This window comes from Paenibacillus sp. FSL M7-1046 (assembly GCF_038007405.1).
Taxonomy (GTDB): Bacteria; Bacillota; Bacilli; order Paenibacillales; family Paenibacillaceae; genus Paenibacillus_AQ.
Map to the genome: position 1 here is coordinate 1209760 of NZ_JBBOXB010000001.1, position 18047 is coordinate 1227806.

Genomic DNA, 18047 nt, shown 5'->3' on the forward strand with positions numbered 1-18047 from the left:
ATAACGGGAGAAACCCTGCTCTTTTCCTTTTACAGCCCTGCACTGAAGTTGACTTCCACTTATAAGAGCGATAGGCACAAACAGTCGTGATAGACTCTGTATATTCTATTTAGTAAGCGTAAGTTCCAAGCGTACTTCGAGATTGTTCTCCGTATCCAGTACGATGGAATGTGGACTTACCATGCCGAAATCCTCAAACGTTACGGTTGTTGTTCCCGACAGCAGAAGCTGTCCTCCGCTGTATACGGCCTGTGACTGGAAAGTCACGTCCTTCTCAATCCCTTTGACCGTGAGTGTCCCTTGCATTTCCACGGGTACTGCGGTGCCTTCCGTCCATTCTACCGGCAGTTCGGAGAACGACTTCACGGTGAAGGTCGACTGCGGGAACTGCGTTACCGCGAGGTAATCATCGCTTTTGACATGCTCATCTCTTTGAGCGTTTTCGGAATCCAGCGCGCTCATCTCCAGAGTCCCTTCCCCGGTCATTGCGGCGGCATCCTCAAGATTCACATTCCAGGTTCCCTGAACTTTTTCATTTACAAAATTCACTGTCTCTTTGGAGGTCGTCACCGACCAATAGACCTTGGAAGTGTCAGCAATACTCCAGGCCCCGTTCAATTGTTCCGCTGTAACAGCAGCACCGGAAGCTGTTTCTCCACTCGCATTTGCATTTGCGTTCGCGGCAGCCGTGCCCGCACTATTCGTTCCCTGTTCCTGTGCAGGAATAACAGACTCGATTTCAACGTTATTGCCCAAACTGTTGTTCAAGAAGGCAAAGGCCGTAACGGCTCCGATGATAACGACTCCTGTGGCAATCCAGACCCATGTTTTTTTGTTCATCCTTATTCCCTCCATCCATTTTCTATGCGCCCTGTTAGGCTTGTTTCCCATTCTAACAAAGCAATATGTCGGGAATAAGTCAAAGCACACGCCTGCACAATGTGGTAAACTTGTCGTAAATTTTAATTAAACTGCAGCCGCTGTCCGTATGGCAGTCAACCTGCCGGACGTGTTCAAGGAGGCACTAGATATGAAGTCGATTCTAATTGTTGAAGATGAGGAAGCCATTGCCCGGGTGCTTAGTGCCTATCTCAAAAAAGCCGGCTTCCACGTAACCCGCGCCGCCGACGGACGCGCCGCACTGGAAGCCTTTGAAGTTTCCCCTCCCGCTCTGATCCTGCTCGACATTATGCTGCCGAACATGGACGGCTTCGAGCTGCTTGGCCTGATCCGCGAGAAAAGCAGCTGCCCTGTCATCATGCTGACAGCCCGGGACGGCATCAATGACCGGCTGGCCGGATTAGACGGCGGCGCTGACGATTATATGTCCAAGCCCTTTATCCCGGAAGAAGTAGTAGCCCGCGTAAACGCAGTGCTGCGCCGCCCTTCCCAGTGGTCTGACGGCAGCCGTAAACGCCATTTCGGCAGTCTGTTCATCGACTTTTCAGCACGCAGCCTCTTCCTGAACGGTGCCGAGGTCAGCCTCAGCCCGCGCGATATGTCGGTGATGTTATTTTTGGCTGAACGCCCGAATCAAATTTACACTAGAGAACAGCTGATTGAGCAGGTATGGGAAATGGACTATGAGGGCAGCGACCGTGCCGTAGACCTGTCGATCAAAAGACTGCGCCAGGCACTCTCGCACTGGCCGGCGGATGAAGGGGAGATTCGCACGCTCAGAGGAACGGGGTATCAATTATGGACAACCTGAAGAAACGCACCTCCATCCTCTTCTATTGGACTGTCCGCTACCTGCTGATTATCAGCATCGGACTCCTGCTCACCGCACTCGTCACTTTCTGGTGGATTCAGCAGGAAGCGATGAACAACCGCATGCAGACCACCGGTCTGCTGGCTCAGGAGATCGCCGACCGCAGTGTCGGGACGGACGGAAACATGAACATCAGTCCGACTCTGAGCAAGCTCGTTGAGGACCGCAAGCGCTTCTTCAAATTAACAGTGGAAATGTGCGTGATCATTACAGATAAGGAGGGACAGCTGTTGTTCTCCGAGCCGCCGCTAAGCGATGAAGCGATGCGGCATAAGCTTAATGATACGTTAAACGATTCCCGCAGCCCGGAGTTCAAGGCTGCTGTCGCCCAAATCCAAGGAGACGGTGAAGCGCTGGGGCAGGTCATTGTCCTGCAGTCCAAACGTTCCCTGCGCCATATCCCGAAGGAAGAGATCACCTTCTTCTTGATTCTCGTCGTCTTTCTGATCATCTTAAGCTGGCTGACTATCTATCTCCTCTCCAGCAAGCTGGCCAAACCGATTCAGAATGTGGCCGCCGCCGCCGCACAAATCAGCGGCGGCCAGTATAACATTGTTCTGGAGACAGGGGCTAAGGAACGTGAGATTCACGAGCTGCTGATGTCCTTTCAGGAGATGGCGGGAAAGCTGCAGCAATTCGAGCAGTCACGCGCGGTTATGCTGGCCGGAGTCTCCCATGAGCTGAAGACACCGGTCACTTCGATCAAAGGGCTGGTCCATGCCGTCCGTGAAGGTGTGGTCGAAGGGGAGGAAGCCGGGGAATTCCTTGATATCGCTTTGCTGGAAGCAAGCCGATTGCAGCGTATGGTCGCTGACCTGCTCGACTACAACGCCCTGACTGCCGGTATTGTCGCCGTCCGCCACGACAGGCTGGATGCAGTTCCGCTGCTCGAGGAAATCATCTATCAATGGAAGCTGACACAGAGCGCAGATGTCAACGAACCTCTGCTGCACATGCCGGAGAAATCCCTGTTCCTGCGGGGTGATCCGCTGCGCATCCAGCAGATTATCGTCAATTTATTGAATAACAGCGTGCAGGCCAAGAAACCGGGAAGCAGCCTCCAGCTCACCATCAGCCTCCTATTGGCTCCAGCCGGACACGCCGAAATTACTGTGGCGGACAATGGAACAGGGATTACGCCGGATAATAGAGATAAGGTCTTCGAAGCCTTCTTCCGCAGCAACGACAAGCAAAGCACACTGCGCGGACTGGGCCTCGGTCTGACCTTCAGCCGTCTGCTCGCCGAAGCGATGGGCGGAACACTGGTGCTGGGCAGCGGCCATGAACAAGGCTGCCGCTTCGTGCTGACACTGCCCGTGGCGCCCTGACACCCTAACAAGAGCCAGCGCAAGAAGTAGTCCGGGCGCTCCTCCGCATGGTATAATCACTTACAATAAACCGTGAACCGGAGGCTGTATATGCTTACTTTTGAACAAAAATTAGCTATTCTTGATTCCTACCCCCAGCTTGAACGACGTAATGTATCGCTTGGGCGGGTGAATTATCACTTCGAGCAGAGCCGCCATGAGAAGAAAACTGTTGCTTCCCACCTGCATCCTAACGGCAACGGCTACGTGTTCGCCGGGCTCCTGCGGGGCTACGAAAGTGATGACAAAGGTCTTGTGAATATCCGCGACTATACGGAGTCTGAGCTGCGCGAGCTGCTGGATGCGTCGATCACCTCTTTGTCCATGTATATCCCGGAAGTCACTGCACCGGGCAAAAGAAAAAAGAAAACTGCCACAGTTACCGATACCCTTTGGGTTAATGGAGACGGACATACGTTAAGTCTGAAGCTGGAGGAAGATCTCTGGTACCTCTACGCCGGGCTTCAGCTTGAGATGGCCTTCGAGACGATCCAGGAAGCTGAAGAGTATCTGACGGAAGAAGGTTTTGTCCCTGCCCCGGCGGAATAGCCCTATATTCCGCCCCTATTAAATCAACAAAGCAAAGCCCGGAAAGGTTCTTATGACCTTTGCCGGGCTTTGCTTTGTCTTGCGATTGTTATTATTTACTCTGTTGCAGCCGCGGTTGTTACTTTACTGCTGCTGTTGCTGAAGGCGTCTGTATTTCCTTTGCCTGCAAAGCTTCCTTCGGGACCTCGATGGCCTTGATTTCATTATGCTGCCCGATCTCATTTTTCATCTTCATATCTATGCTGATTTTCTGGCTGTCAGCGGTCATATCCATGACCATATCCACATCCGTGCGGGTGGGCAGGTATGTTTTTTGATTAACTCCATAGACGATTGTCATACTCTTAATGTCCATCTGATCCATCAAAGCCGTCATTTGCGGGTCCGCGCTGCCGCTCTGGTTCATATAGCTTTTCGCCAGTTCCTTCACATTGTCCCCTGATACCTCAGCGGTTAGAACGTAATCCTCGCCATCCTCGGTGACCTTCGTAAATTCTGTGATGGACTTAAATTGTTCCAGCTGCTTCTCAGGACTGGCCGATTGCTGCATAGCAGACATTACTTGCTCAGTCATTTCAGCAGGCATTTTTATCCACTGTCCATTGACCAAGCTAAAAGAACCGGCATCAGTAATATACTGCTCCATCTTTTGCTCTCCCTGCCCCGGGAGTCGTAAAAAGAACGCTGTCAAGACACGGCAAACTATGGTTAGATGAAGGAGAACGACAAACCAAAGAGAGAAAGAAGCGTGAACCTGTATGAGTTTTGAAATCGTAGAGGCTACAATAACGGAGATTCAAACTGCGCTTGCTGCCGGAGAGATCACTTCGAAGCAGCTGGTGCTCATGTATCTTGAACGCATTGCCGACCATGACAAAAATGGCCTGACGATCAACTCCGTGCTGGAGATCAATCCGGATGCACTGTTCATCGCAGAATCTCTGGATGTAGAACGTTCGCAGCAGGGTCCCCGGGGGCCGATGCACGGCATACCAGTCTTACTGAAGGACAATATCAATACAGGGGATAAAATGCATACCAGTGCGGGATCGCTGGCTTTGGCAGATTCTTTTGCCGGGGAGGATGCCTATATCGTTACTAAACTGCGCGAAGCCGGGGCTGTTATTCTGGGAAAAGCCAACATGACCGAATTCGCCAATTTCATGACGAACGGCATGCCTTCGGGCTACAGCTCCCGGGGCGGACAGGTACTGAACCCTTATAACATATCAACACCGACAGGCGGCTCCAGCGCCGGTTCTGCGGTTGCGGTAGCTTGCAGCTTCTGCACAGTGTCCGTAGGAACGGAGACCTCCGGCTCCATCCTCAACCCCGGTAATCTCGGCTCGATCATTGGGATTAAGCCGACCGTAGGCATGATCAGCCGCTCCGGCATCCTCCCGCTGTCCAATACACAGGATACTGCAGGACCTATGGCAAGAACCGTCCGCGACGCCGTACTGCTGCTGAATGCAATGCTCGGCAAGGACAGCGGCGATGCCGCCATGGGAACAAGCGTGGGCAGACTGCATGAAGATTATACTGCCTTCTTCGACCCAAACGGGCTGCAGGGGGCACGCATTGGAATTCCGCGGGATTATTATTTCGAAGAATTAACGGAAGAGCAGCTGGCATTGTTCAACGCTTCCGTGGAGAGAATGCGTGAGCTTGGAGCGACAATTATCGACCCGGCTGAGATTAAGACCGCACGCGAGATCAAATATTCCTCCGTTGTGCTGAATGAATTCAAAACCTCCATCAATGCCTATCTTGCCCGTCTGGGTCCAGGCGCTCCGATGCGCACACTGAAGGACATTATCGACTTCAATCATGCCCATCCGGTCGAGACGCTAAGGTTCGGGCAAGCCACGCTGATTGATGCTGAATACACCTCTTCCGGCACCTTGACGGAACCGCAATACCTGCGCGACCGCGCCACTGACCTTAAGCTATGCAAGGAACAGGGGATCGACGCCACCATGAGCGAGCACCGGCTGGATGCTCTGCTGTTCCCGGCCGACTTCGGTGCGCGGATTACCTCAAGAGCGGGATATCCGTCCATCGTCGTGCCTTCCGGCTATACATCGGCCGGCGCCCCCTTCGGCGTTACCTTCTCGGCGCAAGCCTACCAGGAGCCTATGCTGATCAAGCTGGCTTATGCGTACGAGCAGAATTATAAGGTCCGTAAAGCGCCTTCGCTGCGCAGCTTTATCTAACCGGCACTTTCGTTAATCCGCAGCTATGCCCATATGCTTGTTGCCTTCATGCGACAGGTCCCAGGTGCGCAGCTCGTAGCTGCGGACGCCCGAGAGGATGTAAGGGTCACGTTCGGCAATGGCCACTGCTTCTTCGCGCGATTCCGCGCGGATAATGACCATCCCGCCAGGAGCATCGCTGAACGGACCACACATCACCAGCTGCCCGCTGCGTTCCAGCTCCTGCAGATGGCGCACATGCCCCCGTATAATTTCCATATCCCTGCGGTCCTGTTCGGTCGGGCTTAACAAAATGACATAACAAATATCTTCTTCATAAACAGAATTCATTGGTATTGCCTCCTCATTCATATTCACGTTGATTTTCTTCATCTGCGATATTCTGGATTTCCTCGGCATGCATCAGGAACAGGCCATAATCCCCCTCCGCATGCAGCTTCAATGCCCGCTCCTTAAAATACTTCGGGCTTCCTTCGGCAGCGTCCTCATCATAGAAGAGCAGAATGCCGTCGCTCTTGCGGAACAGCAGTTCATCCCTGGCCCGGAATTGCCAGCTTCCGTCATAAGGAGCATTGCTTACAGCCCCGTAGTAATCCGCTCCGGCAATGATCCGCCGGTATTCATTCTGCTTCTCCTCCTTCCATTTCTCTTCCGGTGCGGCATGGGCTGTAATAATGCCCAGCTTCAGTCCGGGATACTGCACTTTCAGCTCAAGCACCACCTCGCATGCCCAAAGATCCACCCCGTATTGTCCGGGCGTAATGATCCATTCCAGCCCCTCTTCAATGAGGGGAATCAACCTGCCTGCAAGTGCTTTTTTGATATAAGGAATACCTTGATGTTTGCTGTCAAAAATACCGAGCTCATGCGCACGGTACCCTGTTACCAGTAAGGTTTTCATCTGCTGCCTCTTTCCTGAACGGGTAATCTTGTTGCTCCTCTTTATTATGCATTATACAACATTCCTCTCCGCTAATTGATATACCTGAAGACATGGGTGCGCTCTTAAAATCAGAGGCATCCGTTTTTTGTTTAATAATATTTTCACAGAAATGACTAAACCGCAGCAAACTTTGGAAAACTTCATTTACATAGTTGTTTACTCTTAGAGCTGGGGGTGATTTCATTGCTCGCATCGATCTTATCCTACATCCCGGGCTGGGGAGTTTTTTATCAGGCTGGAATTGCTCTGCTGGTCCCCATAATTGCCAGCCGTCTATACAAAGCCTTGCATTCCTATGTAGGCAGCGGAAGAGGACCGCAGTCCTCAGGCAACGGGAACATGTCTAACCGCAGAGCACAATCAAATACCGCCCTGCCGCAGACCGCCTCTCCCGCAGCGGCCTTCAGCGGAAATTTCGCTGCCGACCTTCACTCTATTAAGGAGGCTATCGGCGGAAACAGTGATCTCCACTTCAGAGAATTCACGCTAACAAAGCTGCAGACTCAAGGAGTGCTTATGTATGTGGACGGCATGCAGAACGACAGGCTGCTTAATATGCAAATGATGCAGTTTCTAATGTTTGAGGCCACCGCCGATAACCTGTCTGCTTCCGGCATCGCCGAACATCTGCTGCCCTTCAGCAATTTGCGCGAAGCCGGTAATCTGGAAGATCTCAACAAATCCGTCCTGTTCGGACATGCCGCTCTGCTGATTGAAGGAATGCCGAAGGGATTGCTGATCCAACTTCCGGGAGGCCCGAACCGTGCGATAGCAGAACCTGTCTCAGAAGCACTGCTGCGCGGACCACGACTCGGCTTCTCCGAGGTGCTGAGCGAGAATACTTCCATGCTGCGCCGCCAGGGATTCAGCGACCAGCTTGAATTGAAGACGTACCGGGCTGGCAGCAGCGTTCAAAGGGATTTGGTGGTTGCCTACATCAAGGATATTGTCAATCCGGAGCTGCTGGAGGAAGTACAGACCCGTATTTCCAAAATAGATATCGACTTTCTCGCTGAATCGGGGTATATCGAGCAGTTGATCGAAGACAACTACCTAAGTCCTTTCCAGCAGGTCCAGAGTACCGAGCGACCTGACAGAGTTATAACTGCCCTGCTGGAAGGCCGCATCGCCATTCTTCTGGACGGGACGCCTTTCGCGCTGATTGTGCCGGTGACATTCAGTATGCTGCTGCAATCTCCGGAAGACTATTATGACCGGTGGCTGCCGGGATCATTTCTGCGGATGCTGCGTTTCGCCGCCGCCTTTCTGGCACTTATGGCTCCATCCCTTTACATTTCCTTCATTTCATTTCATCCGGGGCTTATACCCACGGAGCTGGCAATCTCGATTATCAAGACCCGGCAAGGGGTACCTTTCCCGTCACTGATCGAGGTGCTGATTTTGGAGATATCGATTGAAATTTTACGGGAGGCCGGGATCAGGCTGCCCAAGCCCATTGGACCGGCTATGGGCATCGTCGGCGGTTTGATTATCGGGGATGCGGCGGTGCAGGCGGGTATTGTTAGTCCCTTTTTGGTCATCGTTGTCGCCGTCACCGCCATTTCATCCTTCTCCATTCCGATGTACAGCGCCGGGATTACCCTGCGGCTTCTCCGTTTCGCCGGGATGATGTTTGCTGCGGTTCTCGGCATGTTCGGCACAATCCTGTTTTTCCTGCTGATCTGCAGCCATCTTACCAGGCTTAAGAGCTTCGGAGTGCCTTACCTGACGCCGGTATCGCCGTTTCGCCCAAGGGATTGGAAGGATTTGTTCATCCGTGCACCAATTGCACTGATGAAACGCAGACCTGCCATGATGAAGACACAGAAACCCAAACGGAGGTCATAATCACATTCAAGAGGGGGCCGCACTATGTTTACTCGTTCAGACGATAAAATCACCGCTTCACAGGCTGCTGTGTTCCTGAACAATACCGTGCTTGGCGCCGGTATACTTACGCTGCCGCGGAGTGTGAGTCAAAGTGTGAAGACTCCGGATTCCTGGCTGTCCGTGCTGCTGGGTGGTGTGATTGTTATGGCGGTAATTGCTCTAATGGTGAAGATCAGCCAGCAGTTTCCCGGTAAAACGGTTTTTCAATATGCCGGGAAAATCATTGGCCGGGTTCCTGGAGGTATTCTATGTCTGCTTCTGATTATCTATTTCTTAATCATCGCAGGGTTTGAAATCCGCTCGCTTGCGGAGGTCACACTGTTTTTTCTGCTGGAGGGCACACCGATATGGGCAATCATCCTTCCCTTTATCTGGGTCGGCACCTATCTCGTGTACGGCGGCATTAATTCCATTTCCAGAGTCTTTCAAGTCGTGTTTCCGATCAGTATCATGATTCTGCTCACTTCTTACGCGTTCAGCCTGCAGCTTTTTGATATGAAGCATTTGCGTCCGGTTCTGGGCAACGGCATTCTTCCCGTGCTCAGCGGCCTAAGGTCAACAGTGCTTGTCTATACCGGCTGTGAAGTCGTCATGACACTCGTTGCGTTCATGCAGAATCCCCGGCAGGCGCTAAAAGCGATGCTGGTGGGAATCGGCATCCCGCTCTTCCTGTATCTTCTCACGGTAGTTATGGTCATCGGAGGCCTCTCGATAGATTCTGCTGTTACAAGCACTTGGCCCACCATTGATCTCATTCGAAGTTTTGAAATCCCGGGATTTTTCTTCGAGCGCATGGAGTTTCCGCTCATGGTGATCTGGCTAATGCAAATGTTCTGCAACTTCAGCAGCTTCTTCTTTCAGGCCTCCCTGGGCATCTCCCAAATCTTCCGCCTTTCCATTCATCCGGTGATTTTTGCGCTCGTTCCGGTCATTTTCATTTCCGCTATGGTGCCTAAGTCTCTTAGTGATGTGTTTACCCTCGGCGACGCCATCGGCAAAATGGGAATCATACTGTTCCTTTTGCTGCCGGTAATGCTCTCAGTGATTTGGCTTATTCGCACGAAAGGATTGAAGCAGCATGTGTAAGCGGACATTTCCTCTCATCCTCTGCATGCTCCTGCTTCTGGTTACGCAGACAGGATGCTGGAGCAGCAGAGAGATTGAAGACCTGGGACTGTATTCAGGCCTTTCCTTGGACACGGGCAATCTCACTACCGCAGAACAAAAGCTGGAGGAGCAAGGCGGTACCTATTCCAAGAAAAACTTGGTTACGGTAACGATACAGATTGTTCCAGTTAAATCGACAGGTACAACGGAAAAACAGGGGGGCCAGCAGACCGCTCCTTATGTCAATGTATCGGGGACGGGTGATTCCGTGCTTGAGATCTTCCGTGAATTCTCGATTCGCAACGAACGGCCGATCATCGGGCACCATCTCAAGGTCATTATAGTATCGGCTGATCTGCTCAAGCAGCAGAGTATGGATCAGCTTATGGATTTTGTGCTCCGCGACAATGACATCCGTCCGAGTACGATGGTGTTTATCAGTCAAGGCCGCGCAGATGACACGCTCATCTCCAAGCGAACCGATGCAATCCCTTCCTTTCATATCAAAGAAATGATCAGTAATCGATTCAGGACAAGCAAGGTGCTGAGTCCGGTCATTTTGTCACAATTGGATGCACTCATGCATTCCAAGAAGAGTTATGCTCTGCAAAACCTCATTACAGTGGATGGAGATACGGAGTTTTCGGGTGCTGCAATTATTAAAGGGGATACTGGCCACTGGATCGGAACCTTGTCAGAGGAGGACACGGAGTGCCTCTCCTGGCTGACCGGTAAGGGTACAAGCGGTGCGATCAAAGCCTATGACTGGGATAATGAGCCGATGACCTACGAAATGAAGGCAATGAAGAGCAAAATCAAGGCCATTGTAGACGGGGACGACATTTCATTCGAAGTTTCTATTCGTACCGAGGGCCGACTGATAGAAACCTGGAACAAAAAGAGTTATCCTACTTCAGCTGAGTATTCAGAAAAAGTCGGCCGTGTATTTCAGGAGAAGCTGGCGCAGATGATGCAAAAGCTGATGCAGAAGCTGCAAAACGATTATAAAGCGGATGTCGCTAGCTTCGGCGAAACGCTCAGCATCCAGCATCCTGCGGAATGGAAGAAGGTTATGGAGCATTGGGACGATACGTTCAGCCGGTCGAAGATAAGTTTCAAATATGACTTGAAAATAACGGAATTCGGTTCTTTTACTGAAGAGTAAACATGGAGTTTCAATATGCTGACCTTAGCCGCACAAAGGCAAAAAACAGCAGAGCAGCGATTCTCCCGTGAAGGGTGAACTGCTGCTCTGCTGTTTTTTTACAGTGTGAAAATAACCAGGACTGCCTCATGAATAGAAATATCCACTTTGGAGACAGCCCTTATTGCACTCTCGTTTAGTTCTTGTCAGACAAAATCAGGACGCCGCGGCCTGGAACAACGGTGGAGCCGCTGAAACTCTTGCCAGTCAGCAGGTCGGTGCGTTCAGCTGCGCCGATGTCTGCACTGAGATCGCCTTCTTTGTGGTTCAGCAGGAACAGATAGGACACGCCATCTTTCACACGCTGAACGGATTCAATGCCCTCAGGCGCGCTTACCAGCGGCTTGATGCCGTTCTCTTCGCACAGGTTGGCAAGGAATCCTTGCAGGAATCCAACTTCAGGACTGCTGGCCACATAATAGGCCTTACCTTCACCAAAGCTGTTCGCAGTCAATACCGGCATGCCTTTGTAAAAGTCCGAGCCGTACTGCGCCAGCACTTCGGCACCTTCAGAGTGAATCAGATCGCATAGCAGACCGCATTTGTAGGAACCGCTTAACGTTCCCCATTCCTTGTTCATGACGATTTCATTGCTCATGCCCGGCAGCAGGGCATCAATTTCCTCGGCCCAGATGCCGAGCACCTTGCGCAGTTCTCCAGGATAACCGCCCACCGTAACCAGATCATTTTCGTTCACGATGCCGCTGAAATAAGTGGTAATGAACGTGCCGCCAGCCTTCACAAAGGCTTCAACCTTCTCGGCAAATCCCGGCTTGATCATATACAGCACCGGTGCGATTACAATCTTGTACTTGGACAGGTTCTCTTCAACGCCAATCATATCAGCTTCGATATTCTGCTGGTACAGTGCGTCATAATATTTGTGCACTTCGTTAACATAGTCCAGTGCTACGGATGGTCCGCTCGATAGATCAAGCGCCCAGCGGTTTTCCCAGTCGTAAATAATCCCAACCTGCGCCTGGCTGCGTGCATCCAGCAGTTGATCCCCAAGCTGCTCCAGCTCTTTGCCAAGCTCAGCGCATTCACGGAAGACCCGGGTGTGCTCATGTCCTACATGCTCAATAACCGCGCCATGATACTTCTCGCAAGCGCCGATGGAGCGGCGGAGCTGGAAGAACAGGACGGTGTCAGCGCCGCGCGCTACAGCCTGGTAGCTCCACAGGCGCATTACGCCCGGGCGCTTCAGAGAGTTGTACGGCTGCCAGTTCTGCTGGCTTGGCGTTTGCTCCATCAGCATGAAGGGCTGGCCGTTCTTGAGGCCGCGCATCAGGTCATGCGTCATGGCCGTGTGGCTGACCGGTGTATCCAGCGATGGATAGTTGTCCCATGAGATCACGTCCAGATGCTTGGCCCATTCGAAATAATCGAGTTCGGGATAGAAGCCCATCAGGTTGGTAGTAACAGGGATGTTAGTGCTATGCTCCTTGATGGCATCGTATTCAATCTTGTAGCATTCCAGCAAACTGTAAGACATAAATCTGCGGTAATCGAGGGAAATCCCCTGGAAGTTGGTGCGGTTGCCGTTCCATTCTTCGCTGAGTTCATTGGGAACGACAATTTCTTCCCAATCATAGAAGGTATGACCCCAGAAACGGGTATTCCAGGCTTTGTTCAAGCCATCCAGTGAACCGTAGCGTTCCTTCAGCCAGACACGGAAAGCAGCGGCGGACTGCTCGGAATAGTCATAGCCGCCGTATTCATTGGAAATATGCCAAGCCACAAGACCCGGATGATCCTTATAGCGCTCAGCCAGCTTACCTGCCAGTTTAGCCGCATATTTGCGGTATACCGCACTGTTCGGATTGGAGTTATGACGGCCGCCGAACTTGCGTTTTCTGCCCTGCACATCGACGCGGGTCACTTCGGGATAACGGTGAGCCATCCAGGCTGGATGTGCCCCGGTTCCTGTTGCCAGACATACATAGGTTCCATTCTTATATAAGCGGTCCATCAATTCATCCAGGCCGGAGAAATCATAAGTGTCTTCCGACGGCTGAATCAGTGCCCAGGAGAATACATTAATTGTCGCGACATCAATTCCCGCGAGTTTGAACATCCGTTCATCCTCAGCCCATACCGGGGCATCCCACTGCTCGGGATTGTAATCTCCACCATACCAAATCTTTGGCAATTTATCGTTGATCACACTTCGCACATCCTTTATAGTATAAGTATATATTTATTCTAAACGGTTAACGTGTCGCTTTAAATATAAAAATAAGGTCCTTGCATATAACAATATGGAACTACGGGAGATGATGATTGTGCCAGCGACAGCGGTACGCAGAATTGTGTTTGCCCAAGAGGGCGGACAGCAGTTACCCATTACTCTGGACAGTATGGGCTTTAACCCCGATCAGGAAAAAGTATCCCGCCCCGAAGGCTACGACACCTATCACTGGCTGCAGACGGCCCAGGGCGAAGGCATTATATATTTTGAGAACAAAAAAATCACGCTCTCCGAAGGCAGCGGCGTTCTGCTGCTGCCCGGAACTCCGCACCGCTATGAATCGCTAACACCACATCTATGGTGCACCTATTATCTCACCTTCGGCGGCAGCTCAGCCCGGCACATCCTGGAGTCGCTGGGCATGGGCGCCAATTCCTTCTACCGGTGGGAAAGCGAAGCCCCGCTTCCTCATATGCTGAAGGAGATGCTTGACCGCCATGACGCTTCGGGCGATATGTTCAGCCTGGGCGTCTCCACCGACGCTTACCGCTTCCTGCTTACCTTGAGCAAATACGGCCGGCTGCATAACAATACTTCCATTTCCCGCAATGTGGACAAGCTGCAGCCGCTGCTGAAATGGATGGATGTCCATTATGGCGATCCCGATATCGGACTTTATGATCTCGCGTCCCAGCTTGAGGTGTCCGGTCGTTATCTTAACAGCCTGTTTCTGCAGACCTTTGGCCTGTCTCCCTACGCCTATTTCGTCCGCCTGCGCATCCGCAAGAGCAAGGAACTACTCGTCACCCAGCCTGACCTGACGGTAAAAGCTATCTCAAAGCTGGTTGGCTTCCGCGATGTCAGCCACTTCGTGGCCACCTTCCGCAAGCAGTCGGCGACTACACCGGAGCAATTTAGGAAGCTCCACTAACAGCTAACAAGCGCGAAGTGCTATTGGTAAACTGGTGAGGCGTGGGAGGAGATTTATACTCACTCCGAGGAACGCTTGGACATTCAGCCGCTGCTATCTTCAGGAATCCTATCTCTCACTCCGCCCACAATTACTTCTGCTGCACTTTGTGCAGCAGATCCGGCCCGATTTGGCCTTTATTCTGATTCTATTGCATTTCATGCAGCAGATTCAGCGGAATTCGATCCAAATAGCCCTTTGGTTGAATTCTGCTGCACAAAGTGCAATTGACTTGCTTGCCCCTGCCTTGTACGCGGAATCTACTGTACAAACTGCAATGAAATAGTTAATGAAAGCCAACCTCGCTCCCCTGAGCCTAACTTACAACGAGTCTGTTACTTTCACTCTTCCTGCTACTCCGCCAGCTCCAGAATCTCCACCCCGTAAGCCTCCATCTGCAGCTCGCCCGAGCGGATCTCGCCGTTACAGAGCACGCTTGAATAACTGCCCGGAAGCGGCACGGTTTGCGGCATCCGGTTCAGGTTCAGCAGGAACAGGAAGCTGCCGTTCTCTCCGCTGCGGATCGTGGCCTGCACGCCATCCGGCAGACCGGCAAAGCGGGTTACTCCGTACTTACCGGCCAAATCGGCAAGCAGCAGTGACCAGTAGCGTTCTTCGGCATGGGTTCCGAAGTAATACACCTGCCCTTTCCCGAAGCTGTTGACAGTGACAGCCGGAATTCCGGCGTAGAAATCATCGCCGTACCAGGCGACAGGCACCGCCGTGACCGGTGTCAGCAGATCGCACCACTGGCTGCATTCGAAGGAGTTCCCTTCAGGGTCCACTAGGGTATGGACTTCCAGGCCGACAGGATCATATTCGCCAACCCGGACACCTGCTGCCCGGCTTAACAATCCCGGCAGCGGCTGCATGACGCAGATGTTGTTGCTGTCCTTAACGCCGCTGCGGTTCGTCAGAATGAGTACGCCGCCTGCCGCCGCATAAGCTTCAAGCTGCTCCGCAAGCGTCTCGCCCAGCACGTACAGGCTTGGCGCGATGACGACCTTATAACCATCCAGTGGTTCCCCGGCACGGATTACATCGCAGCCAATCCCGAGCTTCGTAAGTGCCCGGTGAGCCTGCTTGATGTTCTCGTAATAGTCCAGACCCTGGGCCTGTGGCTGGATGTCCAGCGCGGCCTTCTGCTCATGGGAATGCAGAATCGCCACTTCATGCTTCAGCACAGTACCCTGCAGCCTGCCGCTGAGGCCGTTTACTTCTCCGCAGAGCTGGCTGAACTCAGCGAATCGGCGGCCCGGAACATTGCTGTGGTCAATCAGGCCATGCCAGTATTGCTCGGCCCCGGCGACAGCACTTCTCCAGCGAAAATGCACGATCGTATCCGCACCTCTGGCAATCGCCTGCCAGGCATAGGCGCGGATAAAACCCGGATACGGTGTCCGCCACATCGGCATCCAGCAGCCTGGTGAGCCGCTGAGCTGCTCCATGATCCAGAAGTTCTGCCGTTTGATCCCGCGTGTGACGTCCAGAGACAACGCTCCGCTATAGGGCGTTGTCTCTTGTTTGTCCGGTGAGGTGTTCGGATAATAGTCGAATGCCGCCACATCGAGGTCGGTGCCCACTGCATACATATCCAGCCGCTGCGGATAACTGTGAAAGTTATGGGTAATAAAATGCTCCGGGCAAATCCTCCGCAGCGAATCAATCTGCGTCTTCTGGAACCGGACAACCGAATCCCATTGAAAACGCTGAAAATCCAGCAGGAACGACGGATTCTGGAACGGCGAGCCGCCCAGCGGTACCGTCAGCTCATTCCAGTCGCTATACTCCCCGCTCCAGACTACCGTTCCCCATGCTGTGTTCACGTTCTCCAGCGTGCCGTACTTTTGCCTAACCCAGCTGCGGAAAGCTTCATAGCAAGTCTTGCAGTGGCAGTCAATCATACCGAATTCATTGTCGGTCTGCCAGCCGATCACAGCAGGATGACCGCTGTAATGGCGGGCCAGCTTTTCGATAATCCGGCTGCCATATTCCCGCAGGGAAGCGCTGTTATAACAGCGGTGCCCGCGCACGCCAGGATGGAACGTCTGCCCATCGGCAAAGACCGGAAGTACATCCGGATAGGTGGTGGTGAGCCAGCGCGGCGGAGTGGCAGTCGGTGTTCCGATCACAACCTGCAATCCGTACTGATGGAACAGCTCCATAGCCCGGTCCAGCCATGCAAAATCAAAGAAACCTTCCCTTGGCTCTAAACGGCTCCATGCGAATTCAGCAACCCGGACCACCTTGACCCCGGTTTCCTTCATTAACTGAATATCCGCTGCCCACAAGGACTCATCCCAGTGTTCCGGGTAATAATCGACGCCGACCTGCACTGCGTTATAACTGTTCAGTGTCATATCTTCCTCTCCTCCCGTTCTCATCCATCCATTTCCACTTTCCATCCTATCAAAAAGACGCCCCCGCTTCACATCAATGATGCGTTGGACGGGGACGTCCGGCAATCCACTTTATCCAATTACGGCCCTTATAGGGCTCTCTGTTTACGGTGAGACGTTATTTCTTCAGCTTGTCCCAAGCAGCCTGCATGCCTTTTTCCCAGCCGGCTTCGTCGACTTTATCGGCAACCAGCTGTTGAATGACGCTTGCGAATTCCTGTGTTACGCCATCAGGGAATTTAGAGGATTGCAGACCGTACACTTTGCCATCCTGTACATATTTCCATACATCCGAACCCAGCAAACCGATGTCTTCCGGAGTAGCTTCGATTGTGGACAAGGCAGGGATGAATTTCCATTTTTTAGTGATGTATTCTTTACCCATATCGGAAGTTACCAGCCAGTTCAGGAATGTCTTAGCTTCTTCTTTCGATCCGGATTCTTTGTTCACAACCAGGTTGGCAGGAATCCCAACAGTCAGCTTGTTATTTTTCTCAGCATCATCATTGATCGGCATAGGGAACATACCGATGTTCATGTCAGGTGTAATGTTGTCTACAAGTGTTTGTGCCCAGTTGCCTTCCTGCATCATAGCGGTTTCGCCGTTAGCGAACATCGCCAGGTGAGTGTTGGCATCAGTAGTTAGTGGGTTTTTTTGTCCGTATTTCACAGTCAGCTTAAGCAGGTTGCTCCAATCTTTGAATACTGGGTTGCCCACGATCGTGGAAGTACCTGCGTTAAGTCCGCTGATGAATTCATCTACATTATCTTGTTGTGCAAAAGCTACGCTGATGCCCTGGTTACCCAGCAGCCACCACTCTTGATAAGCGTTGCCGAAAGGAATAACATCGATAGCCTGCAATTTCTTAGCTGCTTCTTCAAGCTCAGTGATTGTTTTTGGAGTTTCAGTAATGCCGGCTTTTTCGAACAGGTCTTTGTTGTACACATAACCGATACCTTCAAGGTTCATTGGCATACCGTAGGTTTTGCCGTCTTTGGTCATGGGTTCAGCCGCCAAAGGAATCAGATCCTTCACCCAAGGCTGGTCGGACAGATCTTCCAATTTATCGCCCCACAGATCCATTTCGGCATAACCGCCGTTGGAGAAAATGTCAGGTGCATCGCCGGAAGCGAATTTGGTCTTCAACGCTGCTGCATAGTCTGCGCCACCGCCGACAGTTTGGATATCCAGCTTGATGTTAGGGTTTTCTTTTTCAAATTCAACCTTCAGTTCATTGAGGCCTTCAACGATTTCAGTCTTGAATTGGAAGATCTTAACCGTTTTAGTTTCGCCGCTTTTATTGCCAGCGCTTCCATTTTGAGCAGTATTTGAAGCAGTATTGTTATTGTTGCCACCGCATGCCGCGAGCACAACAGACATCAGCAGGACGCTGGACATCATCAGTGCAGAACGTTTCTTCATCATTCTAATTTCCCCCT

15 protein-coding genes are annotated in these 18047 nt (G+C 52.1%); 8 read left to right on the forward strand and 7 right to left on the reverse strand.

The annotated features are described in order from the left end of the window. Positions 1-105 precede the first annotated feature (105 nt). Positions 106-840 (reverse strand): YceI family protein, encoded by a 735-nt coding sequence (locus NYE29_RS05105; RefSeq protein WP_076110366.1) that lies wholly within the window; start codon positions 838-840, stop codon positions 106-108. Between the two features lie 190 nt (positions 841-1030). On the opposite strand from NYE29_RS05105, the gene NYE29_RS05110 reads away from it, so the two are divergent. The 3 genes from NYE29_RS05110 (at position 1031) to NYE29_RS05120 (ending at position 3687) form a co-directional block, all read left to right on the forward strand. Further along, on the forward strand, positions 1031-1711 hold the full coding sequence (locus tag NYE29_RS05110; RefSeq protein ID WP_076110367.1) for a response regulator transcription factor: 681 nt from the start codon (positions 1031-1033) through the stop codon (positions 1709-1711). Beyond that, positions 1699-3099 carry a sensor histidine kinase gene (locus NYE29_RS05115; RefSeq protein ID WP_076110368.1) on the forward strand — a complete coding sequence of 467 codons (1401 nt, stop codon included), beginning with the start codon at positions 1699-1701 and terminating at the stop codon, positions 3097-3099. Before NYE29_RS05110 ends, NYE29_RS05115 begins: the two co-directional genes overlap by 13 nt. Before the next feature lie 90 nt (positions 3100-3189). Beyond that, positions 3190-3687, forward strand: a complete 498-nt coding sequence (locus tag NYE29_RS05120) for a hypothetical protein (RefSeq protein ID WP_340894694.1) — start codon at positions 3190-3192, stop codon at positions 3685-3687. A gap of 118 nt (positions 3688-3805) precedes the next feature. Here the strand turns inward: NYE29_RS05120 and NYE29_RS05125 are convergent, their stop codons facing one another. Then, a complete protein-coding gene (locus NYE29_RS05125) occupies positions 3806-4378 on the reverse strand; it encodes a DUF6612 family protein (RefSeq protein ID WP_340894695.1) in 573 nt (190 codons plus the stop codon). 67 nt (positions 4379-4445) lie between these two features. Here NYE29_RS05125 and NYE29_RS05130 point away from each other — a divergent pair, with 67 nt between their 5' ends. Beyond that, a complete protein-coding gene (locus NYE29_RS05130; protein ID WP_076110371.1) occupies positions 4446-5903 on the forward strand; it encodes an amidase family protein in 1458 nt (485 codons plus the stop codon). Positions 5904-5915: 12 nt separating this feature from the next. On the opposite strand, the gene NYE29_RS05135 is transcribed toward NYE29_RS05130, so the two are convergent. Both NYE29_RS05135 and NYE29_RS05140 read right to left on the reverse strand, forming a co-directional pair. Next, complete coding sequence (locus tag NYE29_RS05135) at positions 5916-6233, reverse strand: YciI family protein (RefSeq protein WP_081965684.1); 318 nt, start codon at positions 6231-6233, stop codon at positions 5916-5918. Between the two features lie 13 nt (positions 6234-6246). After that, complete coding sequence (locus tag NYE29_RS05140; protein ID WP_076110372.1) at positions 6247-6804, reverse strand: DUF1273 domain-containing protein; 558 nt, start codon at positions 6802-6804, stop codon at positions 6247-6249. Between the two features lie 225 nt (positions 6805-7029). Here NYE29_RS05140 and NYE29_RS05145 point away from each other — a divergent pair, with 225 nt between their 5' ends. From NYE29_RS05145 to NYE29_RS05155, 3 genes are read left to right on the forward strand one after another with little or no spacing between them, the layout of a single operon-like run. Further along, complete coding sequence (locus NYE29_RS05145) at positions 7030-8694, forward strand: spore germination protein (RefSeq protein WP_076110373.1); 1665 nt, start codon at positions 7030-7032, stop codon at positions 8692-8694. A gap of 24 nt (positions 8695-8718) precedes the next feature. Continuing rightward, a complete protein-coding gene (locus NYE29_RS05150) occupies positions 8719-9822 on the forward strand; it encodes a GerAB/ArcD/ProY family transporter (protein WP_076110374.1) in 1104 nt (367 codons plus the stop codon). A gap of 25 nt (positions 9823-9847) precedes the next feature. Then, entirely contained in the window at positions 9848-11008 is a 1161-nt protein-coding gene (locus NYE29_RS05155) for a Ger(x)C family spore germination protein (protein ID WP_340894696.1), read from the forward strand. A 175-nt stretch (positions 11009-11183) separates the two neighbouring features. Here NYE29_RS05155 and NYE29_RS05160 read toward each other — a convergent pair whose 3' ends face one another. Next, positions 11184-13214, reverse strand: a complete 2031-nt coding sequence (locus NYE29_RS05160) for a beta-galactosidase (protein WP_076110376.1) — start codon at positions 13212-13214, stop codon at positions 11184-11186. A gap of 94 nt (positions 13215-13308) precedes the next feature. Here NYE29_RS05160 and NYE29_RS05165 point away from each other — a divergent pair, with 94 nt between their 5' ends. Then, a complete protein-coding gene (locus NYE29_RS05165) occupies positions 13309-14169 on the forward strand; it encodes an AraC family transcriptional regulator (protein WP_340894697.1) in 861 nt (286 codons plus the stop codon). 392 nt (positions 14170-14561) lie between these two features. Here NYE29_RS05165 and NYE29_RS05170 read toward each other — a convergent pair whose 3' ends face one another. Together NYE29_RS05170 and NYE29_RS05175 are read right to left on the reverse strand one after the other, a co-directional pair. Continuing rightward, on the reverse strand, positions 14562-16568 hold the full coding sequence (locus NYE29_RS05170) for a beta-galactosidase (RefSeq protein WP_083675585.1): 2007 nt from the start codon (positions 16566-16568) through the stop codon (positions 14562-14564). Between the two features lie 157 nt (positions 16569-16725). Next, positions 16726-18033 (reverse strand): ABC transporter substrate-binding protein, encoded by a 1308-nt coding sequence (locus NYE29_RS05175; protein WP_076110377.1) that lies wholly within the window; start codon positions 18031-18033, stop codon positions 16726-16728. Positions 18034-18047: the final 14 nt, after the last annotated feature.